Origin of the sequence: Nitrosomonas sp. HPC101, from assembly GCF_009833125.1 — a bacterium.
In the GTDB taxonomy this organism is placed as follows: Bacteria; Pseudomonadota; Gammaproteobacteria; order Burkholderiales; family Nitrosomonadaceae; genus Nitrosomonas.
Genome location: NZ_QRCC01000008.1, coordinates 33,515 through 55,272, shown reverse-complemented (window position 1 = coordinate 55,272; position 21,758 = coordinate 33,515). Strand labels below are relative to the sequence as shown.

At 46.9% G+C, this 21,758-nt stretch carries 21 protein-coding genes; 6 read left to right on the top strand and 15 right to left on the bottom strand.

What is annotated here, in order from left to right:
• Positions 1-7: 7 nt before the first annotated feature.
• From sufU to ABO04_RS05335, 7 genes are read right to left on the bottom strand one after another with little or no spacing between them, the layout of a single operon-like run.
• Positions 8-490, bottom strand: coding sequence for a Fe-S cluster assembly sulfur transfer protein SufU (sufU, locus tag ABO04_RS05365; protein ID WP_160809665.1), 483 nt, complete (start codon positions 488-490; stop codon positions 8-10).
• Positions 487-1,755, bottom strand: coding sequence for a cysteine desulfurase (locus tag ABO04_RS05360; protein ID WP_160809664.1), 1,269 nt, complete (start codon positions 1,753-1,755; stop codon positions 487-489). Before ABO04_RS05360 ends, sufU begins: the two co-directional genes overlap by 4 nt.
• Positions 1,756-1,758: 3 nt before the next feature.
• Positions 1,759-3,069, bottom strand: coding sequence for a Fe-S cluster assembly protein SufD (gene sufD, locus ABO04_RS05355; RefSeq protein ID WP_160809663.1), 1,311 nt, complete (start codon positions 3,067-3,069; stop codon positions 1,759-1,761).
• A complete protein-coding gene (sufC, locus tag ABO04_RS05350) occupies positions 3,066-3,857 on the bottom strand; it encodes a Fe-S cluster assembly ATPase SufC (protein ID WP_160809662.1) in 792 nt (263 codons plus the stop codon). Before sufC ends, sufD begins: the two co-directional genes overlap by 4 nt.
• On the bottom strand, positions 3,854-5,290 hold the full coding sequence (sufB, locus tag ABO04_RS05345; protein WP_160809661.1) for a Fe-S cluster assembly protein SufB: 1,437 nt from the start codon (positions 5,288-5,290) through the stop codon (positions 3,854-3,856). The genes sufC and sufB overlap by 4 nt, the downstream gene beginning before the upstream one ends.
• An 18-nt stretch (positions 5,291-5,308) precedes the next feature.
• Positions 5,309-5,638: an iron-sulfur cluster assembly accessory protein gene (locus ABO04_RS05340; RefSeq protein ID WP_160809660.1), complete on the bottom strand. Its 330-nt coding sequence runs from the start codon at positions 5,636-5,638 to the stop codon at positions 5,309-5,311.
• Between the two features lie 26 nt (positions 5,639-5,664).
• On the bottom strand, positions 5,665-6,132 hold the full coding sequence (locus tag ABO04_RS05335; protein WP_160809659.1) for an Rrf2 family transcriptional regulator: 468 nt from the start codon (positions 6,130-6,132) through the stop codon (positions 5,665-5,667).
• A 349-nt stretch (positions 6,133-6,481) separates the two neighbouring features.
• Between ABO04_RS05335 and ABO04_RS05330 the strand changes: the two genes are divergently transcribed.
• Positions 6,482-8,014 (top strand): 2-isopropylmalate synthase, encoded by a 1,533-nt coding sequence (locus ABO04_RS05330; RefSeq protein WP_160809658.1) that lies wholly within the window; start codon positions 6,482-6,484, stop codon positions 8,012-8,014.
• 165 nt (positions 8,015-8,179) lie between these two features.
• A complete protein-coding gene (locus tag ABO04_RS05325) occupies positions 8,180-8,641 on the top strand; it encodes a TlpA disulfide reductase family protein (RefSeq protein ID WP_160809657.1) in 462 nt (153 codons plus the stop codon).
• Positions 8,642-8,822: 181 nt separating this feature from the next.
• Here the strand turns inward: ABO04_RS05325 and ABO04_RS05320 are convergent, their stop codons facing one another.
• Together ABO04_RS05320 and ABO04_RS05315 are read right to left on the bottom strand one after the other, a co-directional pair.
• A complete protein-coding gene (locus ABO04_RS05320; protein WP_160809656.1) occupies positions 8,823-9,419 on the bottom strand; it encodes a lytic transglycosylase domain-containing protein in 597 nt (198 codons plus the stop codon).
• A complete protein-coding gene (locus ABO04_RS05315) occupies positions 9,407-11,113 on the bottom strand; it encodes a proline--tRNA ligase (RefSeq protein WP_160809655.1) in 1,707 nt (568 codons plus the stop codon). The genes ABO04_RS05320 and ABO04_RS05315 overlap by 13 nt, the downstream gene beginning before the upstream one ends.
• 241 nt (positions 11,114-11,354) lie before the next feature.
• On the opposite strand from ABO04_RS05315, the gene ABO04_RS05310 reads away from it, so the two are divergent.
• The 4 genes from ABO04_RS05310 (at position 11,355) to ABO04_RS05295 (ending at position 15,090) form a co-directional block, all read left to right on the top strand.
• On the top strand, positions 11,355-11,909 hold the full coding sequence (locus ABO04_RS05310) for an RNA pyrophosphohydrolase (protein ID WP_160809654.1): 555 nt from the start codon (positions 11,355-11,357) through the stop codon (positions 11,907-11,909).
• A gap of 103 nt (positions 11,910-12,012) precedes the next feature.
• Complete coding sequence (locus tag ABO04_RS05305; protein ID WP_160809653.1) at positions 12,013-13,017, top strand: cytochrome-c peroxidase; 1,005 nt, start codon at positions 12,013-12,015, stop codon at positions 13,015-13,017.
• A gap of 217 nt (positions 13,018-13,234) precedes the next feature.
• Positions 13,235-14,548, top strand: coding sequence for an ATP-binding protein (locus ABO04_RS05300; RefSeq protein WP_160809652.1), 1,314 nt, complete (start codon positions 13,235-13,237; stop codon positions 14,546-14,548).
• Entirely contained in the window at positions 14,545-15,090 is a 546-nt protein-coding gene (locus ABO04_RS05295) for a response regulator transcription factor (protein ID WP_240141431.1), read from the top strand. Before ABO04_RS05300 ends, ABO04_RS05295 begins: the two co-directional genes overlap by 4 nt.
• Positions 15,091-15,186: 96 nt before the next feature.
• Here the strand turns inward: ABO04_RS05295 and pssA are convergent, their stop codons facing one another.
• The 6 genes from pssA to tldD form a co-directional block, all read right to left on the bottom strand.
• Entirely contained in the window at positions 15,187-15,966 is a 780-nt protein-coding gene (pssA, locus tag ABO04_RS05290; RefSeq protein WP_160809651.1) for a CDP-diacylglycerol--serine O-phosphatidyltransferase, read from the bottom strand.
• Between the two features lie 28 nt (positions 15,967-15,994).
• Positions 15,995-16,645, bottom strand: a complete 651-nt coding sequence (locus ABO04_RS05285) for a phosphatidylserine decarboxylase (RefSeq protein ID WP_160809650.1) — start codon at positions 16,643-16,645, stop codon at positions 15,995-15,997.
• A 3-nt stretch (positions 16,646-16,648) separates the two neighbouring features.
• On the bottom strand, positions 16,649-17,698 hold the full coding sequence (ilvC, locus tag ABO04_RS05280) for a ketol-acid reductoisomerase (protein WP_275689211.1): 1,050 nt from the start codon (positions 17,696-17,698) through the stop codon (positions 16,649-16,651).
• Between the two features lie 55 nt (positions 17,699-17,753).
• Entirely contained in the window at positions 17,754-18,245 is a 492-nt protein-coding gene (ilvN, locus tag ABO04_RS05275; RefSeq protein ID WP_160809648.1) for an acetolactate synthase small subunit, read from the bottom strand.
• A gap of 4 nt (positions 18,246-18,249) precedes the next feature.
• Positions 18,250-19,953 (bottom strand): acetolactate synthase 3 catalytic subunit, encoded by a 1,704-nt coding sequence (locus ABO04_RS05270; RefSeq protein WP_160809647.1) that lies wholly within the window; start codon positions 19,951-19,953, stop codon positions 18,250-18,252.
• A 325-nt stretch (positions 19,954-20,278) separates the two neighbouring features.
• Positions 20,279-21,730 (bottom strand): metalloprotease TldD, encoded by a 1,452-nt coding sequence (gene tldD / locus ABO04_RS05265; protein WP_160809646.1) that lies wholly within the window; start codon positions 21,728-21,730, stop codon positions 20,279-20,281.
• Between the last annotated feature and the right edge of the window lie 28 nt (positions 21,731-21,758).

Below are 21,758 nucleotides of genomic sequence, written 5' to 3'. Positions count from 1 at the left end.
GGTGATATCAGTGATTATTTGCTACGAGCTTGTTTGAATGATCATCTGCTTCGGTTGTGGCTTCTCCTGTTGAATTTATAGCAGCATGCAAGGTATGCCACGGCAGAATCGCACACTTGACCCTGGTCGGCAAGTCACGCACCCCTGCAAGTACCTTGAGCCGGCCAAGATGATCTAAATCATTATTGTCTTCCTTACTAACCAGCATCTCCCGAAATTCCCGAATCAGCGCTTCTGCTTCCTGACGTGATCTCCCCTTGACAGCACTGGTCATCATTGAAGAAGAAGCCTTACAAATTGCACAGGATTCACCGCGAAATGCAATTTCTTCAATATGGCCATCCAGCATATTGATATCCAGATCAATACGATCACCACACAAAGGGTTGTGTCCAGTTGCATGATGCGTAGGACAGTCAAGAGAGCCATAGTTACGCGGCTTACGGTTATGATCCAGAATAACTTCCTGATAAATTGATTTCAGATTCATTGTGCGAAAACCTTTTGTACAGATCGAATACCAGCCACCAGAATATCGATCTCTTCTTTAGTATTGTAAAAAGAAAATGAGGCACGTGATGTTGCCGCTACATTAAAACGCTGCATGATCGGTTGTGCACAATGATGGCCTGTGCGCACAGCCACACCCTCCTGATTCAGCAGAGTACCGACATCATGCGGATGAATACCATCGATAACAAACGATATCACCGCAACCTTGTTCGGACAGTCGCCTACGATTTTCACACCCGGAATCGTTCTGATTTGGCTGGCAGCATAAACCAGCAGTTCATGCTCATAAGCGGCAATGGCATCAAGGCCGATCTGTTCCAGATAATCAATTGCCACGCCAAAGCCTATGGCCGCTGCAATAGGAGGCGTACCCGCCTCAAATTTGTAAGGTATCTCGTTATAGATTGTTTTTTCAAAAGAAACCGAGGCAATCATATCCCCTCCACCCTTGAATGGCTGCATGGACTCAAGCAGATGCGCCTTTCCGTACAAAATACCCACCCCGGTAGGACCGCACATCTTATGCGCAGAAAACGCATAAAAATCACAATCGAGATCCTGAACATTTATTTTCAAATGTGGCGCTGCCTGGGCACCATCGATCAGAACGGGAACACCATGCTGATGTGCTATGGCGATCATGCGTTTAACCGGATTAATACTGCCAAGCGCATTGGAAACATGTGACAAAGCTACAAATCGGGTCCTGGAATTGAAAAGCTTTTCATATTCCTCTACCAGCACTTCTCCTGCATCATTAATTGGAGCCACCCGGATATGTGCACCTTTTTCTTCTGCTAACATCTGCCAAGGTACGATATTGGAGTGGTGCTCAAGTTCGGACAGGATAATTTCATCGCCATCCTGAATAAACTTGCGCCCGTATCCATGCATCACCAGATTGATACTGTCAGTTGTACCACTGGTGAATATCACCTCTCTATCTTCACGGGCACCGATAAAATTCTGTAGTTTGCACCGCGCTGCCTCATACTCCTGTGTGGCCAGGTTGGATAAATAGTGCACTGCACGATGAATATTTGCATGCTGTGTTTTCTGGTAACGAACCAGACAATCGATTACTGCCTGCGGCATCTGACTGGAGGCAGCGTTATCAAGATAAACCAGCGGTTTGTCATCCACCTTGATATCAAGAATCGGAAAATCTGCACGAAATCGCTCTATTCCAAGTGCGGTTGTCTGCTGTGCGGATGAAGTAACTAATGCATCGACAATTTTCATGATTTAACTGATTCGTGTTCTTGCAAGAATATATTCTTCAAGTCGTTGTCTGAGTGAAGCCACTACAACGCGATTAATAATTTCGCCCCCAAATGCATAGGTCAACAAATTACGGGCCGCCTCTTCAGCAAGCCCCCTGCTCTGAAGATAAAAAAGGGATTCCTTGTCAAGCTGCCCCACCGTAGCCCCATGCGCACATTTAACATCATCAGCGAAGATCTCAAGCTGAGGCTTGGTGTCCATACGCGCTTTCTCCGACAACAATAAATTATGGTTCAATTGCTTGGCATCAGTCTGCTGTGAATGTGGGCGAACCATAATTTTTCCGCTGAAAACACCATGCGCACTCTCATCCACAATACACTTGTGCAGCTGTCTGCTTCCACAATGCGGATTGGCATGATCAATGAAGGTATGTGTATCCGCAAGCTGACGCCCAGCTATCAGCGCCAACCCATCTATCTGACACTCAGCACCCTCGCCTGCCAACGTAATTTTCTGATCAAAACGTGAAATACGCGCGCCAAACGCAAAGCTGACCGAATCATAACGCGCTGCCTTCGCAACAAATGTAGCATTATTGGCAATATGAAAAGCCTGTGGAGCTTCACGCTGTACACGGATATGATTCACGCGAGCCGACTCCCCGATGTATATTTCTGTTACTGCATTTGTCAGGGAAGCACCTTCACGCAATGCTACATATTCTTCAACAATTGTTACTTCAGCTCCGGATTCGGCAACAAGCAAACAACGCGGATAGGCAGCCACTTCTTCCTTTCCGGAAGTAACATATAGCACATGAACAGGTATCGTTGCGGAAACATTAGCCGGTATAACAATACAAACGCCATCATGCATAAGAGCGGTATTCAGTGCCACAAATACGCTATCCTGAAAATCGGCGAGCTGGCCGAGATGCCGTTCCGCTTTGGAAGCACATGTATTGGCCAGTCCGGATAACCTGCAAACAGTAACAGAATCATCATCTACCAGACTGGATAGCTCGGGTATATATTGACCATCCACAAATACCAACCTGCAAACAGGCTCATTCAGGAAAGTATTTTTCTGGCTATCCAGACTCAGCAACGAAATCGTTGAAGCTCTCGGAAACGGTGTATTCCTGAGTGAAGAAATATCAGTGAAGCGCCACTCCTCGTCACGAATCGTAGGTAATCTGAGTGATTCGACACGATTTAATGCATTTGTCCGCAACCGGTTCAAATAAGATACGGTGCGAAAAGGCTGAGTTTCTTTCTTCCAGGATTCAATCAATTTCTCGAGATAATCATCCCAGATAGCCGTGCTCATGGTCGCGCCTCGGTCATTTGATCATCAGCATGGATCCAATCATAACCGTGCTTTTCCAAAGCCAGCGCAAGCTCCTTGCCACTCGTTCTGATAATGCGACCGGCTTCCATTACATGCACATAATCAGGAACAATATAATCCAATAAACGCTGATAATGCGTTACCAGAATCAGAGCATTATCTTTATTAGATAACTGGTTAACCCCGTTCGCAACTATTCTGAGCGCATCAATATCCAATCCTGAATCCGTTTCGTCCAGCAAAGCAAGGCGAGGTTCAAGTAAAGCCATTTGCAATATTTCATTGCGTTTCTTTTCGCCACCCGAAAACCCTTCGTTCACACTGCGATCAAGAAAATCCGGATTCATCTTTAGCAGCTTCATTTTTTCCCGCACAAAATCATCAAACTCGAGAGGATCCAGCTCTTCCTCGCCACGCTGTCCCCGGACGGTGTTATAAGCCAGTCGCAAAAACTGGTTGTTGGCAACTCCCGGTATTTCCACTGGATATTGAAAAGCGAGAAACACGCCGGCACGCGCACGATCTTCTGGCGCTAATGCTGATAAATCATGACCATCAAACAGCAATGTCCCCCGGGTGACCTCATAACTTGGGTGTCCAGCTAACACCTTGGCAAGAGTACTTTTCCCTGAGCCATTCAATCCCATGATGGCATGGATTTCGCCACTTTTAACGGTGAGATCCACACCCTTGAGAATCTCGGCACCACCAACAGTCGCGTGTAAATCACGGACTTCCAGCAGAGTTTTACTGTTTACATTTATCATCCGACACTCCCCTCCAGCTTGAAGCTGAGTAATTTAGTGGCCTCCACCGCAAATTCCAAGGGCAACTGCTGAAAAACCTCCTTACAGAAACCATTGATAATCATCGAGACTGCCTCTTCCGCACCGATACCGCGCTGAGAAAAATAAAACAACTGATCCTCTCCAATTCTGGAAGTTGAAGCTTCATGTTCAACTTGTGCGCTGTTGTTCTGTACCTGGATATAAGGGAACGTATGGGCACCACATTGATTGCCAATCAGCATCGAATCACACTGCGAGTAATTACGGGCATTCCGGGCTGCAGGAGTAATTCTCACCAGGCCACGGTAGCTGCTATTGGATTGTCCTGCCGAAATTCCCTTGCTCACGATGGTGCTGCGCGTATTCGCACCAATGTGAATCATCTTGGTACCGGTATCAGCCTGTTGGTGGTGATTGGTCACTGCAACAGAATAAAATTCTCCGACAGAGTTTTCTCCGCGCAGAATGCATGAAGGGTATTTCCAGGTAATGGCCGACCCGGTTTCCACCTGCGTCCAGGAAATACGCGAATTCCTCCCTTTGGCCAGCCCACGCTTGGTAACAAAATTGTAAATTCCTCCAACGCCATTCTCATCTCCGGCATACCAGTTCTGTACAGTTGAGTACTTGATATCCGCATCATCCAGAGCAATCAACTCGACCACGGCTGCATGAAGCTGATTCGTATCAAAACGGGGGGCTGTGCATCCCTCCAGATAAGAAACAGATGCGCCCTCCTCCGCAATGATCAACGTACGCTCAAACTGCCCCGACTCTTCCGTGTTGATGCGGAAATAGGTGGATAAATCCATCGGGCATTTGACTCCTTTCGGGATAAAACAGAAAGAACCGTCCGTAAATACAGCCGAATTCAGTGCGGCATAGTAATTGTCTCCCGGCGGCACAACTGTACCCAGGTATTGCTTGATCAGCTCTGGATACAACTGAACAGCCTCCGAAATCGAACAAAAAATAATACCAACTTCAGCCAGTTTTTCCTTATAGGTAGTTGCAACCGATACACTGTCAAATATGACATCAACAGCAACTCCTGCCAACGCTGCCCGTTCATGCATGGGAACACCCAGCTTCTCAAATGTACGCAGCAACTCAGGATCGACCTCATCCATGCTGGCAAGTTTTTTCTTTGGCTTGGGTGCCGAATAATAACTGATTGCCTGAAAATCAATTTTGGGATACTTAACATTCTGCCAGGCAGGCTCGACCATATTGAGCCATCTTCGATAAGCATCCAACCTGAATGCAAGCAACCACTCAGGCTCATTTTTCTTGGAGGAGATTAGCCGGATAATGTCCTCATTGAGCCCTTTAGGTGCAATGTCGGATTCTATATTTGTGACGAAACCGTGCTTATATGGTTGATTCACCAAATTTTGTAATGCAGCACTCATTTTTTAATTCCTGAATTTCTAAGTTTTAAGGCTGAAACTCTCTCCACAGCCACAGGTATTGTCTATATTCGGATTGCTGAATTTAAAAGAACTGTTCAAACCTTCCTGAATAAAATCAATCTCGGAACCATCGATGAAAGATAATTGATCTCGACTAACGACGATCTTGGCATCGTTGGACTCAAATAATTGATCATCATTCTGTACATCGTCGGCATAATCAAAACTGTATGCAAACCCTGAACAGCCTGATTTTCTGACTCCCAATCGCAGCGCAATTCCTCTGCCCCGTCTGTCCAGCTGCTGCCGGATTTGTCTGGCCGCGCGCTCAGTTAATGTAATTGCCATAACTTCCCGCATCAAAAAATAAATAATCAGAATGCAGCTTCCCGCATGTCATATAACTTAACTACTGACTGCTCACGCTGCAGCTCACGCTGGCTTTGCTCATCCACCAGCCGTTCCAGTGTGACATTGCCAAGATAATCAAATATTATCTCGTTCAGCTTTGCCCATAAATCGTGGGTCATACACTTACTGTCACCCAAACAGTTTTCCTTACCGCCACATTGCGTGCTGTCAATAGGCTCATCCACAGCCAGAATAATGTCGGCTACCGATACCTCATGTAACCCTTTGGCCAGACAATATCCACCACCAGGTCCACGCACGCTGTCAACCAGCTTCCGCTGACGCAGCTTGGAAAACAGCTGTTCCAGATAAGACAGCGAAATTCTCTGCCGTTCACTAATATCAGCTAGCGTCACCGGCCCATTTCCATGCCGTATCGCGATGTCCAGCAGTGCTGTTACCGCAAATCGTCCTTTCGTCGTTAATCTCATTTCAGCCTCTTAGCGTATACTTTTAAAGTAACCAAACATACTTATCATTCACCTTGATCAGTAAGTAACTGTATAATAACCTACTATATTAGTCAACTATAGTCAGCAGTAATATCCGTTGTTGCGCAATGGAAGCAAACACTTTATATTTACCAGCATGATGCAAGCTATCAAAATTACTCCTTTCCTCTATCCTTCTTGCCCGACGACCCTGTTATGTCTGCTCGGCCGACTGCTGCGCCTTGCGCGCTAATTATTTCAATCATTTCTTAATCTGTTTTGAAGTATATGGACTGCACACCATCAGTCTGATTGTGCATTTTGGCCGGAATAATAGTGGAGTGAAACAATGAAAGAACATTTGGTTATTTTTGATACAACTTTACGTGATGGTGAGCAGAGTCCAGGCGCATCCATGACGATGGAAGAAAAAGTACGTATCGCCAGACAGCTGGAGCGTATGGGTGTGGATGTGATAGAAGCAGGTTTCCCGGCTGCTTCGAGAGGTGATTTTGAAGCAGTCCGGGCAGTGGCAGAGGCGGTAAGCAATAGCACGGTGTGTGGCCTTGCCCGTGCGATGGAAGCTGATATTGATCGTACCGGAGAAGCCTTGCAGATCAATCAGAATGTGCGTATTCATACCTTCATTGCGACGTCTCCGATCCATATGAAGAACAAGCTGCGTATGTCGCCCGATCAGGTCATCGATCAGGCGATCAAGGCGGTAAAGTGGGCACGTCAGTACACGGATAACATCGAATTCTCCCCTGAAGATGCCGGGCGATCGGAAATCGATTTTCTTTGCCGAGTGCTGGAAGCAGTGATCGATGCGGGTACACGGACACTAAATATTCCGGACACGGTGGGATATACCATGCCGGATCAGTTTGGTAGCCTGATCCGTACGCTGCGAGAACGCATCCCGAATTCTGACAAGGCCATATTCTCGGTTCACTGCCATAACGATCTCGGCCTGGCAGTGGCTAACTCATTGTCCGCAGTCATGAACGGCGCACGACAGGTGGAATGTACCATCAATGGTCTGGGTGAGCGGGCCGGCAATGCCGCACTTGAAGAAATTGTGATGGCGGTGCGCACACGGCAGGATTATTTCCCATGTGATACACGTATCGATACAACGCAGATCATCCCTGCCAGCAAATTGGTTTCAGGAATTACCGGGTTTCCGGTACAACCCAACAAAGCGATTGTCGGTGCCAATGCCTTTGCCCATGAATCAGGTATTCATCAGGACGGAGTACTCAAACACCGTGAGACCTATGAAATCATGCGTGCAGAGGATGTGGGCTGGGGAGCAAACAAATTACTGCTGGGTAAACATTCGGGTCGGAATGCGTTTCGCAGCCGTCTGAAAGAGTTAGGGATCAACCTGGAATCAGAAGAGAAACTGAATGCCGTATTCCTGCGTTTCAAGGATCTTGCAGACAAGAAGCATGAAATTTTCGACGAGGATCTGCATGCGCTTGTTTCGGATGAGGCACAGATTCCTGAAGAACACTATCGTTTGCTTTCATTGCATGCGATCAGTGAAACTGGAGAAACACCCTCTGCTCAAATCGTTATTACCGTGGGAGACAGTGAAAAGCAGGCTGAATCTGAAGGAAGTGGCCCGGTAGATGCAACGTTTCGCGCGATCGAAAAAATACTGGACAGCAAAGCAGAACTACAATTATTCTCCGTGAATAATATCACCAGCGGAACAGATGCACAGGGCGAGGTAACCGTCCGTCTGCAAAAATCCGGACGGATCGTCAATGGTCATGGAGCAGATACCGATATCATTGCAGCTTCTGCCAAAGCTTACTTGAATGCCTGCAATAAACTGCACTCCAGTTTGGAACGAACTCATCCCCAAATTTAACTGACATAAGGATCACTAAAGATTGTTTACTGCCAAAATTGAACGTACAAGAATAGCTGGAGCGAGTAGTGATATAGATGTAATTCTCGTAGAGTGGTTTTACGAAAAAGACCGCAACCGATCTTTCAGAGTAAATTGCTCTGGCCAATTCTGCCAAAATATGCGATGAAAAAATGGTTTACAATTTTTCTGCTTATACTGATCGGGTATCTGCCTGTCTTCGAGGTGGGAGCCTATGGTTTCCATTTCGAAGACAGCTCAGGCAAAATGCATACTTTGTCAGGCTATAAGGGAAAATGGGTATTGGTCAATTTCTGGGCAACATGGTGCCCACCCTGCTTGAGAGAAATTCCTGATCTGTCCGAATTGTCTCGGGAAAGAAACGACATTATCATCATTGGAATTGCGATGGAGTATGACGATACCCAGGAAGTCATGAAATTTGTGGAGAAGATGACGATTCCCTATCCGATTGTGCTCGGCGACAGAACCGCCGTAGCGCAACTTGGAGATGAGATTTCGATGCTGCCGAGCACCTATTTGTTCGATCCTGACGGAAATCCCGCAGCGCGTAAAATTGGACTGATTACCCGCGCCGAGATCGAAACTTTCATCAATACCCACTAAGGAACCTCTGATCAAGCCCTCTATGAGTCATCATTGCAGGCAGAATCGTGATGATTGCAAGGAGCGTGAAATAGCGAGCGCATGATTTTGCTGTAACCCTTTGGGGTACTGGCTTTGCGGACGGGCTGCACCCGTTGTGAAGTATGCCTTACTCGTCTTGTATTCCATCCGCACAGGCTAGCTATTGCTGCAAAGCAGTGGAGTACGTCCAGTAGCGGCGCCAAGCATTCAATACCAGATCAGGATAGTCAGCTTTGCCCACGCTGCCGTTATATCTTCCCAAAGCTCTGAAATAATCTCCTCGTTCCAGATCAAGATAGTGGCGAAGGATAGTGCAACCGTAACGCAGATTGACACGCAGATGAAACAGATTATGCTCCGGATCGCCAATTGTATCCACCCAAAACGGCATGACCTGCATGTATCCGCGCGCGCCGGCAGAAGAGATCGCGTATTTTCTGAAATTACTCTCGATCTGGATAATGCTGAGTACCAGTTCAGGATCGAGTCCAGCACGGGTGGCTTCATAATGAACGGTGATCAGGAATGCCCTGCGTTCTCCAATATCAGGTATCCGTTTTTCCAAGCGTTTTGTCATACTGTCCAGCCAGTCTTTTGCTTCAGGTCCCGTGGGAGTAACAAGCACCGTCACTGCCTGATCACTGACGGTGCGATGTAACACGGTGAGAGTACTGGCCGACAAGGGCTCATACATCTGCATCCCGGCTATCACTGCACCGGGCATCAAAAATAACAGGAAATATATCAGTCGCCACATATTTTGCTGATGATGGAAGCTACCTCCGACAACGAGAACATTTGAGATTTTTCGTCCAGTCTGCTCTGATATTCCACCATGCCTTCCCGTAGATTGCGCTCACTGACCACAATACGATGCGGAATTCCAATCAGTTCCTGATCTGCAAACATGACTCCAGGTCTTTCCTCGCGATCATCCAGTAATACCTCGATGCCAGCTGCACAACAGGCCTGATAGAGTCTTTCGGCTTCAGTCCGGACTTGCTGGCTTTTATGATAACTGACTGGGATGATCGACAGCTGGAACGGGGCGATCATCTGTGGAAATATGATGCCTCGTTCATCATAGTTTTGCTCAATAGCCGCAGCGACAATACGTGAAACACCAATACCATAACAGCCCATTTCCAGTATTCGAGTTTGTCCTGATTCATCCAGATAGGTGGCTTTCATTTTTTCCGAATATTTGGTGCGCAACTGAAAAACATGGCCGACTTCGATACCTCGGCAGATTTCGAGCGTCCCTTTGCCATCGGGTGAAGGATCACCTGCCACTACGTTACGGATATCGAATACCTGGTCCGGCAGCGGCAGATTTCGCCCGAAATTAACATGGCTCAGGTGAAAGCCTTCTTCGTTTGCACCGCAGGTGAAATCGCTCATTTCCAGAACAGCTCGGTCAGCGATAATTTCTGCTTTTACACCAACCGGCCCGAGATACCCCGGCGGACAACCTGTTTCGGCAATAATCCTGCCTTCTTCAGCAAACTCGAAATCATCCAGAAACGGAATTTTTCTAACCTTGGTTTCGTTGAGTTGATGATCGCCTCGCAGCAATAGTAAGTAAAACTTGCCTCCCGCGGTGACAGCCAACGTCTTGAGTGTCTGCTCAACCGGAATCCTCAGAAAATCGGCCACATCCTGACAGGATTTTCGATCAGGAGTAGCGATTTTCTCCATAGTCCCTGCCGGCTCCCTGCGTGGAATACCATAAGATACAGCCTCGGCAAGTTCAATATTGGCGGCATAGTCAGAATCAGGACAAAAGGCGATGGCATCTTCACCGGAGTCAGCCAGAACATGAAATTCATGCGATCCACTGCCGCCTATCGCGCCGGTATCAGCAGCAACTGCACGGAACTTCAGGCCGATCCGGGTAAAAATCCTGCTGTACGTTTCCTGCATGAGGTGGTAGGTCTGCTCTAAGCTATTCACATCGGCATGAAAAGAATAAGCATCCTTCATGATGAATTCGCGCGCGCGCATCACACCAAATCGCGGACGGATTTCATCACGAAACTTGGTCTGAATCTGGTAAAAATTAATGGGCAGCTGCCGGTAACTTTTGATTTCACGGCGCGCAATATCAACGATGACTTCTTCATGTGTCGGACCGAAGCAGAAGTCGTGTTTGTGCCGGTCCTGGATTTTCAACATTTGTGGGCCGAATACATCCCACCGACCTGTCTCCTGCCAGAGTTCAGCCGGATGAATGGCGGGCATCAGAAGCTCCAGGGCGCCACTGCTATTCATTTCCTCGCGGATGATATGCTCGATCTTGTGTAGAATTCTCAGACCCAACGGCATCCAGGTATACAATCCACTGCCTAAACGCTTGATCAGACCGGCTCGCAGCATCAGCCGGTGGCTGATTAATTCGGCTTCAGCGGGAGCCTCTTTAAGTGTCGCAAGAAAGAATTGAGAAACGCGCATGACAGGATTCCATTATCATTGTAGGTAATTGGGCAATTTTACCTTGAAATCGTCGTAGCTCAGCATGCTTCAGCGTATTCCGATGGGAATTGACTGCTACTCCGGGAGTCAAAATAAGTTAACTATAAAATTTGCAGTAATTTGTGGTGCTAATAGGTTCTACAACTACAAATTATGATCAAAATATGGAAGAATTATCGGCATTTCAATGCAGATTAAGTTAAATTGATGAGCGAATCGGATGATAGACCGTAATGGATATAGAGCAAATGTCGGTATTATTCTCCTGAATTCACAAAACCAGGTTTTCTGGGGAAAGCGTGCACGGCAAGATTCATGGCAGTTTCCGCAGGGTGGTATAAAGTCAGGAGAAACACCTACCGAAGCAATGTACCGGGAATTAGCGGAAGAAACAGGTCTGCAGTCTGTGCACGTGGAAATTCTGGGACGGACGAGGGAGTGGCTGCGCTATGACGTACCCACCTGCTGGACACGTCGCAGCTGGCGCAAAAACTACCGTGGGCAGAAACAGATCTGGTTTCTGCTGCGCCTGCTGGGAAGAGACAGTGATGTATCGCTTGAAACCTGTGCACACCCTGAATTCGATGCTTGGTGCTGGAATCAGTATTGGGTCGAGCTGGAATCCGTGGTTGAATTCAAGCGGCAGGTTTATCGACAGGCACTCACAGAACTTTCGCGACTACTGGATCATGAAACCGGCCTGGGTAATGATCAGGCTTACCGGGAACCGGTTAAAAAAAACGGAGCAAAATCTTCTGATACCAGACAAGGCTGATTCTGATTTTTGTCTGGGGTACTATTGTCGGACTGAAGAATTCAAGGCGTAAGCGGCTGCGCCATGTCAGCCGTTACAATTATCAAATCACAAGGAGAGTGCAATGATCAAGCGTACATTGACTGTTTCGCTGCTGTCATTAAGTCTGGGGGCGATGTTCGCGTCTGCCGGTGCAATGGCTGCCAACGAACCAATACAGCCGATTAAAGCGGTGATTCCGGAGAATGCGGATATGGCAGAGCTTGGGAAAATGCTGTTTTTTGACCCCAGACTTTCCAAATCAGGATTCATTTCCTGCAATTCTTGCCATAACCTGAGCATGGGTGGAACAGACAATATCAGCACCTCAATCGGGCACAAATGGCAGCAAGGCCCGATCAATGCCCCAACCGTGCTGAATTCCAGTATGAATCTGGCACAATTCTGGGATGGCAGAGCCAAGGATCTGAAGGAGCAGGCTGCCGGCCCGATTGCCAATCCGAAGGAAATGGCCTCCACCCATGAAATGGCAGAAAAAGTGATCGCTTCCATGCCCCAATATCGTGAATGGTTCAAGAAAGCCTTTGGCTCCGACGAAGTGACGATCGATCGCATCACAACCGCAATCGCCCAGTTTGAAGAAACGCTGGTTACACCGGGTTCAAAATTCGATCAATGGCTGGAAGGCGATAAAAACGCACTGAACCAGGATGAGCTGGAAGGCTACAACTTGTTCAAGGGCAGCGGCTGCGTGCAATGTCATAACGGACCAGCTGTCGGTGGAAATTCTTACCAAAAAATGGGCGTCTTTAAACCCTATGAAACCAAAAATCCAGCTACGGGGCGGATGGATGTAACCGGCAATGAAGCCGATCGTAATTTATTCAAAGTACCCATCTTGAGAAATATTGAGCTAACCTACCCCTATTTTCATGATGGAGAAGCCGCAACGTTGGAGCAAGCAGTGGAGACCATGGGTAGAATTCAGCTGAATCGCGAATTTAACAAGGATGAAATTTCCAAGATTGTCGCTTTCCTGAAAACATTGACCGGTGATCAGCCCGACTTCAAGTTACCAATTCTGCCACCTTCCAATAACGATACGCCGCGCCCTCAGCCATTTAATTAGTACTAAACTATACTCGGAACTTTCTGAAATGCCTGACCACCTCCATTAAAAAGAGTTGGTTGGGCAATATCAATCAAGTCTAACTGCAGATAGTACATATCCACTCCTGATCTACACACATGGAGCCAGCAATCTGACACTTAAGAAATCTCTGATCAGATCACCTGACTGTATAGTAGTAAAATAGCAGATTAAACAGAGCAAACCAACGCAGGCCATGGGTATTTTCAGCATTCTGAACCAGTCACCTTCCGGCAAAAATCTGCAGCGTCTGTTTCAGCTCAGATCCATTGCTATCGCTTTCCAGATCATTCTTTTCTGGGCTGTTTATGCCCTTATCAAGCTGGAACTGCCATGGATAGCCATTATGCTGACCATCTCCATACTTGCCATTCTGAATTTCTTCACTTGGGTTCGTCTGCGCTATCCCTGGCCGGTAACTTATCCCGAATTTTTTACCCAGCTGTTAATCGATGTTGCCGGATTGACTGCCCTGCTATATTTCAGTGGCGGATCAACCAATCCCTTCGTCTCGCTCTATCTGCTTCCACTTACTATCGCAGCGACTGTACTACCATGGCACTACACCTGGAGCATGGCAGTGATCACTATTTCCTGCTATACCTTCCTGTTATTTAAATATATCCCTTTTCCGCATGATCACCTCGATGACCACAGTCGGCACATGTTTGAATTCAACCTCCATGTTTCTGGAATGTGGCTGACATTTGTGCTGAGTACCTTACTTATTACCTCATTTGTTGTCAGAATGAATGCCTCCATTCGCGACCGTGACAAGGAATTGTCCAGATCACGTGAGCGAGCGCTGCAAAATGAACAAATTATTGCGCTCGGTACTCTTGCGGCCGGAGCTGCACATGAGCTAAGCACCCCTTTATCAACCATGGCTATTATTACGGGTGAATTGCAGCAGGAATCCCCTGAAAACACTGAATTCCAGAATAGTATTCGTATCCTGCGCGACCAGATTTCTCACTGTAAACAAACATTGACTCATCTGCTGGCAGATGCCGGACAAACCAGAGTAGAAGAAGGTAATGGGCAGCCTGTCAATCTTTTTCTGCAACAAATAATTGATAAGTGGCAATTGATTCGCCCCTCAATTAAGTTCATCCATCAATGTGAAGGCACACAACCCGTACCGATTATCATGAATACCCGCCTGCTGAGCCAATCCATCCTGAATCTGTTGAATAATGCAGCGGATGCCTCAACCAAACTGGTAACCATTACCAGCCGTTGGGATGGAAAGCTGCTACACCTCGAAATACTTGATGATGGTACCGGGTTAAATACGGAAGCTGTCGAACATGCGGGCGAGCCATTCTTTACCAGCAAGGGACCAGGGCAAGGCTTTGGTATCGGGTTATTTCTTGCTAACACCAACATTGAACGTTTTGGTGGGAATATACGTTTATTTAACCGGCCGGAAGGAGGTGCGTGTACCTATGTCACGATTCCGATTTCATACAGAACAACCAGCACTTCACTAAAAGGAGATTCCCCATGAATGATTCCATGGATCGCCCTAGCCTGTTGATCGTAGATGATGATGAAGTTTTCTGTGACGTGCTGGCCAAGGCAATGACAAAACGCGGGTTTGACACCACCTGTACACATACCATTCAAACTGCAATCGAGCAAGCAGAGTTGCTGATGCCGGAGTATGCGATCATTGATCTCAAGCTGAGTGACGAATCCGGCTTATCACTTGTCGAGAAAATCAGGGAGCTGGATCCTGGAACCCGCGTCATCGTACTAACCGGTTATGCCAGTATTGCAACTGCAGTTGAAGCCATCAAATTGGGAGCTACTCACTATCTGGCAAAACCAGTGGACGCGGACGATATCATGGTAGCGTTCGAGCGCACCAGCGGGAATGTCGATACGCCCATCAGCCCTCACCCACTTTCAGTCGAGCGGCTGGAATGGGAATATATACACCGTATACTAATGGAAAATGACAATAATATCTCTGTTACAGCTAAGGCACTCAACATGCATCGCAGAACCTTGCAACGCAAACTCTCCAAAAAACCGGTGAAGCTTTAATTCTCGTTTCGCTCTGTCTGGCAAATATATCCTCTACGCTGCAAGTGTACCTCTTCCCATTCCTGATGAATCTGAAAATAGCGCCTGGCAATAGACTCAAATATCCTTACGTAATTCACCACGTTTTCTGTTTTTGCATAATCGCCAGATTTTCATGGCATATCCGGATAATGCGTAAGTCAGAAACAATCCAAACAGCACGAGAGGTGGATGACTTGGAATCAAGACGAAGAAAAACAAGAGCAGCAACACTACCACGAAAAATGAGACTTTTCTATGCAGATTGATTTCCTTGCCACTGTAGTAGGGAATATTCGTTACCATGCTCAATCCTGCAAACAGAGTCATGGCCCAGGCTAACCATCTAATATCATCTGCGGCAATCTGAAACCCCAGTGCGACCCACATCATACCCGCAATCAATGCGGCAGCGGCCGGGCTTGGCAGACCCTGAAAAAATTTCTTGTCTACAACTTCGATTGATACATTGAAACGAGCAAGACGCAGCGCTGCACAAGCACAATAGATAAAGGCAGCAATCCAGCCCAATTTTCCCATGTCCTTCAAAGCCCATTCGTACACGATCAGTGCAGGGGCAGCGCCAAATGAAACCATATCCGATAAACTATCGTATTCTGCACCAAATTCACTTTGCGTATGCGTCAGGCGTGCCACCCGGCCATCCAATCCATCAAATACCATGGCCACGAATATAGCCACGGCAGCATGCTCATAATGGCCATTCATCGCTTGCACAATCGCATAAAAACCGGCAAACAAAGCCGCTGTTGTGAAAAGATTAGGCAACAAATAAATACCTCGCCTTCTCCAGCGGACATTTGCAACAGGTAGTTGTTCTGAATCAGATTCCTGCATAAACAGATATATATTCAGCCATAAATAATCAGTGAAACTCAGCCAATACCGTCTGGGTAGCCTGAACCTTATCGCCAATTCCGACATGGACTTTCGTCCCTAATGGAAGATAAACATCAACACGCGAACCAAAGCGAATAAAACCAAAACGCTGTCCACGAGCAAGATGCTCCCCGGGGTGTACATGGCAAACAATCCGTTTTGCAATCAGGCCAGCGATCTGCACACAAGTCACATCCTGCCCCTCTTTAGTTCTGATCCACAAGGCATTGCGCTCATTTTCCAAAGAGGCCTTGGGTAGGCTTGCATTTAGAAAGCTCCCGGGGAAATACCACTGATTGCGTATTTCACCATCTACTGGACTGCGATTTGAATGTACATTGAAAACATTCATAAAAACACTGATTTTCAGCGCTTCACGTGAAAGATAAGGATCCTGAACTTTATCCACTGCAACGATTCGCCCATCCGCCGGGGCCAGTACTGCTCCAGCAAGAGCAGGTATAACCCGCGGCGGATCACGGAAGAACTGCAGAACGAACAGAGCAATCAGCCATAGTGGCAGCGCCCATAGCCAGCCTGCAAAAATTTGCACTAGTAACGCAACGACAAATGCTCCAGAGATAAAAGGCCAACCTTCACGTGCAATGATCGGATGAGGATAGTAAGAAGTCGGCATATATCAGTTCTTCGCCTGATCAACCAGTTTGTTTTTACTGATCCATGGCATCATATCTCGCAACCGAGTACCTACTGTCTCAATCGGATGCTCCGCAGCGAGGCGGCGGCTTGACTTGAGTACGGGCGCACCCGCACGATGCTCAAGAATAAATTCTCGCGCATATTCACCCGTCTGAATCTCGCGCAGAATCTTGCGCATCTCATTACGGGTTGCGTCAGTAATAATACGGGAGCCTCTGGATACATCACCGTATTCCGCATTATTTGATACAGAATAGCGCATATTGGCAATTCCGCCTTCATAAATCAGATCCACTATCAGTTTGACTTCATGCAGACATTCGAAATAGGCCATTTCAGGTGCATAACCGGCCTCCACCAGAGTTTCAAATCCCGCCTGAATCAGTGATGTCAATCCACCGCATAGTACCACCTGCTCACCAAACAGATCCGTTTCTGTTTCTTCCTTAAAAGTCGTTTCAATGACACCACCTCGAGTACCACCATTTGCAGCAGCATAAGAAAGTGCCAGGTCACGCGCCCGCCCGGATTTATCCTGATGGACGGCGATGAGAGATGGAACTCCTCCCCCCTGAGTATAAGTGGAACGCACCAGATGACCGGGTCCCTTGGGTGCAATCATGATGATATCCAAATCTTCACGGGGAACGATCTGACCGTAATGAATGTTGAAACCATGCGCAAAAGCAAGTGTGGCATTTTTTTTCAGTACCGGCTCAACTTCAGTCTGATAGATCGATGCCATCTGCTCATCTGGCAGTAGCAGCATGACGACATCAGCATCCTTGACTGCCTTGTCAACTTCTTTCACGATCAAGTTGGCTTTTTTTGCTTTATTCCACGATGCCCCATCCTTACGCAAGCCGATGACAACCTCGACACCCGAATCATTCAGATTATTGGCATGTGCATGTCCTTGTGAACCATAGCCAATGATGGCGACTTTCTTTTTCTTGATAAGGGACAGATCCGCATCTTTATCGTAATAGACTTTCATTATTTTCCTTTCTGAGTGTTTATGCAGTCGCATCAGCAGATGATGCTATCGATGAAATCAGAATCCGCCGCCAGATTCCAGTAAAAATTTACAGCTTTAAAATCCGTTCTCCACGGCCAAGACCAGACACACCCGTCCTGGCTATCTCCAGAATCAGATTGCGATCTACTGCCTGCAAAAAACCATCCAACTTTGATCTGGTACCCGTAAGCTCTATGGTGTAGATTTTATTTGTAACATCAATGATGTTGCCTCGAAAAATATCGACAAGCCGCTTCATCTCCTCGCGATCCTTATCCACCGCCCTCATCTTTATCAGCATGAGCTCTCGCTCAACATAACCCTCATCACTCAAATCAATTAACTTGACAACCTCGATTAACTTGTTGAGCTGCTTGGTAATCTGTTCAATGATTTCTTCAGGGCCATTCGTGACCAACGTCATACGAGACAGTGTCGGATCTTCGGTAGGTGCAACAGACAGGGATTCGATATTGTAACCACGGGCAGAAAACAAGCCGGCCACTCGAGATAGAGCACCCGCCTCATTTTCCATGAGTAAAGAAATAATATGTCGCATGCTGTTATACCAGAATCATTTCGGACAGACCCTTGCCACCGGGCACCATAGGAAAAACATTCTCGGTTTGATCCGTAATAAAATCTATAAATACAAGTTGTTCTTCCAGTTTGAAGGCTTCTCTCAGTGCACCATCAATATCTTCCGGTTTATCGATTCGCATGCCGACATGCCCGTAACTCTCAGCCAACTTAACAAAATCGGGTAACGCATCCACATAGGATTCAGCGTAACGATTGCCATGAAAAAATTCCTGCCATTGCCGCACCATTCCCATGTAGCGATTGTTAAGATTGATAATCTTGATCGGCAGGTGATACTGTTTGCAGGTGGATAGCTCCTGTATACACATCTGAATACTCGCCTCTCCGGTAATACAAGCCACCCTGCTTTCCGGGTTAGCCATCTGCACACCCATTGCTGCAGGCAAGCCGAATCCCATCGTACCCAGACCTCCTGAATTGATCCAGCGGCGCGGCTTGTCAAATTTATAAAACTGCGCTGCCCACATTTGATGTTGCCCAACATCAGATGTAACAAAAGCATCTCCGTCGGTTATTTCACACAGCTTTTCAACTACCATTTGGGGTTTGATTATATGAGTCGCCCGATCGTATTTCAGACAGTCACGCGCACGCCACAACTCAATCTGCTCCCACCATTTAAACAAGGCATTGGCATCTGTTGTTTCCCTGCTTGCCTTGAACAGCGTGTTCAGCTCTTTTAATACCGCAGATACGCCCCCCACAATAGGAACATCCACTTTGACACGCTTGGAAATTGATGATGGGTCAATATCAATATGGATAATTTTCCTTTCTTCATTACAGAAATGCTTGGGATTTCCGATAACCCGGTCATCAAAACGGGCGCCTACTGCGATCAGCACATCGCAGTATTGCATAGCCATATTTGCCTCGTAAGTACCATGCATACCCAGCATTCCGACAAACTGCCGATCAGTTGATGGATAGCCTCCCAACCCCATGAGTGTACCGGTACACGGAAAATTCAGCATCCGCACAAATTCTGCTAATTCCGCTGAAGCGTTATCCAGAATTACACCGCCCCCAAAATAGACCATGGGACGTTTTGCTTCCAGAATCATCTGGATGGCTTTTTTAATCTGCTGAGCATCTCCTGTAACGACCGGGGCATAAGAACGCAGTGAGATATTGGCAGGATAGTTAAACTCAGCCTTTTGTTGCGTGACATCCTTGGGAATATCTACCAAAACAGGCCCAGGGCGCCCCGTGGATGCAATATAAAAAGCTTTCTTGATCGTTGTGGCCAGCTCTGCTACATCTTTCACCAGAAAATTATGTTTGACGCACGGACGCGTAATCCCCACCGTGTCCACTTCCTGGAATGCATCCTGACCAATGGCTGCCGTTGGCACCTGCCCACTGATAATCACCATCGGAATCGAATCCATGAAGGCGGTAGCAATGCCTGTTACAGCATTCGTAACACCTGGGCCGGATGTAACCAGAGCCACACCTACTTTATTGCTGGAACGTGCATAGCCATCTGCTGCGTGGAGTGCAGCCTGCTCATGGCGAACCAGAATATGCTTGATTTTATCTTGTTTGAACAGCTCATCGTACAGGAACAACACGGCACCACCAGGATAACCAAAAATATGACTTACCCCTTCCTCCTGCAGACAGCGTATTGTGATTTCAGCACCTGTCAATTCAGTACTCATACCAGGAAATTCCCAGATTTAAAATAATTTTTCTCATTTTTTAATTAAAATCAATGCAATACCCACGTTATATCGTTTGCAGATTATAAAGTAATCAGGCCTATTGAATGCCTTAACATCCGAAATCCGAAATAAAAATTGCAATACAGAAAAAGCACCACTGCTTTTATTGATAAATTAAAAGTGGCGATCTTTCCATATTTTCTTCATTCGCTACAAATATACGGATGCGAAATGAGCAATATTCAGCCATATTGCTTGAATTATATATTTACTCCTCATCAATCGCTCTAGTAAAACACGCAGATAATGCCAGCATGCAGAGCTACCCGTTTGTGCCTCCCACCGTTAATCCATCTATCCGTAAAGTTGGTTGTCCAACACCCACCGGAACACTTTGTCCTTCCTTACCGCACGTACCAACTCCGGGATCCAGTGTCAGATCATTGCCAATCATGGAAACGCGAGTCAGCACATCAGGACCGTTACCAATCAGTGTTGCCCCTTTCACTGGATAAGTAATTTTACCATTTTCAATCATATAAGCTTCTGCAGCAGAAAATACGAATTTACCACTGGTAATATCAACCTGTCCTCCCCCAAAATTAGCGGCATACAGGCCATGTTTAACAGAAGCAATGATTTCTTCCGGTTCTTTGTCACCATTCAGCATGCAGGTATTCGTCATGCGTGGCATGGGAATATGTGCGAATGATTCACGGCGGCCGTTACCGGTAACAGATTGATTCATCAGTCGGGCATTCAAGTTATCCTGAAGATAGCCTTTGAGAATACCATCTTCAATCAATACGGTGCGTTGCGTTGGATTACCTTCATCATCAATATTCAATGATCCGCGACGATCACCTATTGTGCCATCATCGACCACCGTCACACCTGGTGCGGCCACTCGCTCTCCGATACGCCCGGAAAAAGCTGAACTTCCCTTGCGGTTAAAATCTGCCTCAAGGCCATGGCCAATTGCCTCATGCAGCAAAATACCCGGCCACCCATTACCCAGCACAACCGTCATGCTTCCTGCCGGAGCCGGTTTTGATACCAGATTTGTTACTGCCTGATGAACAGCCTTACGCGCATAATCCTGTAGTACCAAATCGGTAAAATAGCCATAGTCAAAACGTCCTCCACCTCCAGCAACACCCTGCTCCCGCTGACCATTTTCCTCGACTATAACCTGCAGAGACACTCGCACCAGAGGTCGCACGTCAGCAGCGAGCAAACCATCACTGCGTGCAACCATGATCACCTCATACTCTCCGGCCAGCGATGCCATGACCTGAATAACTCTTTTATCCAGTGCGCGCACAAACCTTTCCAGTCGTTCAAGTAACCCGATCTTGTCAAGATCCTGACTAAGAACGATAGGATCCAGAGACGGGTAATATAGCGCTTGCTGGATATTATTTCCTGATAAGCCTGCTATACGTGCCTGCGTTTCGCTACCTTGAGCAGCAATTGCGCGCGTTGCTCGAGCTGCAGAAATCAGAGCCTGGCTACTGATATCATCCGAATAGGCAAAGGCAGTTTTTTCTCCGCTGACAGCTCGCACCCCGACTCCCTGACTAATACTAAAACTGCCCGATTTGACAATGCCCTCTTCCAGCACCCAGCCTTCCGATCGACTATACTGAAAATAAATATCAGCATAATCAATGCGGTGGGTAAGAATTTGGCCAAATACATCCTGAAGCCTGTCTGTATTCAGTTCATACGGGGCCAGCAGGTACTGATCGGCTATTGCAAATGAATCCATCATTTCAGAAATAAGTTCATTAGTTAAACAG

What these genes read in the sequence shown, in the direction of transcription:
- ABO04_RS05335 (WP_160809659.1), bottom strand. Translation starts at nt 6,132, where the DNA reads ATGAGATTAACGACGAAAGGACGATTTGCGGTAACAGCACTGCTGGAC.
- ABO04_RS05330 (WP_160809658.1), top strand. Translation starts at nt 6,482, where the DNA reads ATGAAAGAACATTTGGTTATTTTTGATACAACTTTACGTGATGGTGAG.
- ABO04_RS05285 (WP_160809650.1), bottom strand. Translation starts at nt 16,645, where the DNA reads ATGCCGACTTCTTACTATCCTCATCCGATCATTGCACGTGAAGGTTGG.
- sufU (WP_160809665.1), bottom strand. Translation starts at nt 490, where the DNA reads ATGAATCTGAAATCAATTTATCAGGAAGTTATTCTGGATCATAACCGT.
- sufB (WP_160809661.1), bottom strand. Translation starts at nt 5,290, where the DNA reads ATGAGTGCTGCATTACAAAATTTGGTGAATCAACCATATAAGCACGGT.
- ABO04_RS05325 (WP_160809657.1), top strand. Translation starts at nt 8,180, where the DNA reads ATGAAAAAATGGTTTACAATTTTTCTGCTTATACTGATCGGGTATCTG.
- sufC (WP_160809662.1), bottom strand. Translation starts at nt 3,857, where the DNA reads ATGATAAATGTAAACAGTAAAACTCTGCTGGAAGTCCGTGATTTACAC.
- sufD (WP_160809663.1), bottom strand. Translation starts at nt 3,069, where the DNA reads ATGAGCACGGCTATCTGGGATGATTATCTCGAGAAATTGATTGAATCC.
- ABO04_RS05320 (WP_160809656.1), bottom strand. Translation starts at nt 9,419, where the DNA reads ATGTGGCGACTGATATATTTCCTGTTATTTTTGATGCCCGGTGCAGTG.
- ABO04_RS05305 (WP_160809653.1), top strand. Translation starts at nt 12,013, where the DNA reads ATGATCAAGCGTACATTGACTGTTTCGCTGCTGTCATTAAGTCTGGGG.
- ABO04_RS05300 (WP_160809652.1), top strand. Translation starts at nt 13,235, where the DNA reads ATGGGTATTTTCAGCATTCTGAACCAGTCACCTTCCGGCAAAAATCTG.
- ilvN (WP_160809648.1), bottom strand. Translation starts at nt 18,245, where the DNA reads ATGCGACATATTATTTCTTTACTCATGGAAAATGAGGCGGGTGCTCTA.
- ilvC (WP_275689211.1), bottom strand. Translation starts at nt 17,698, where the DNA reads ATGCGACTGCATAAACACTCAGAAAGGAAAATAATGAAAGTCTATTAC.
- ABO04_RS05340 (WP_160809660.1), bottom strand. Translation starts at nt 5,638, where the DNA reads ATGGCAATTACATTAACTGAGCGCGCGGCCAGACAAATCCGGCAGCAG.
- ABO04_RS05295 (WP_240141431.1), top strand. Translation starts at nt 14,545, where the DNA reads ATGAATGATTCCATGGATCGCCCTAGCCTGTTGATCGTAGATGATGAT.
- ABO04_RS05360 (WP_160809664.1), bottom strand. Translation starts at nt 1,755, where the DNA reads ATGAAAATTGTCGATGCATTAGTTACTTCATCCGCACAGCAGACAACC.
- ABO04_RS05310 (WP_160809654.1), top strand. Translation starts at nt 11,355, where the DNA reads ATGATAGACCGTAATGGATATAGAGCAAATGTCGGTATTATTCTCCTG.
- ABO04_RS05315 (WP_160809655.1), bottom strand. Translation starts at nt 11,113, where the DNA reads ATGCGCGTTTCTCAATTCTTTCTTGCGACACTTAAAGAGGCTCCCGCT.
- pssA (WP_160809651.1), bottom strand. Translation starts at nt 15,966, where the DNA reads ATGCAGGAATCTGATTCAGAACAACTACCTGTTGCAAATGTCCGCTGG.
- ABO04_RS05270 (WP_160809647.1), bottom strand. Translation starts at nt 19,953, where the DNA reads ATGAGTACTGAATTGACAGGTGCTGAAATCACAATACGCTGTCTGCAG.
- tldD (WP_160809646.1), bottom strand. Translation starts at nt 21,730, where the DNA reads ATGATGGATTCATTTGCAATAGCCGATCAGTACCTGCTGGCCCCGTAT.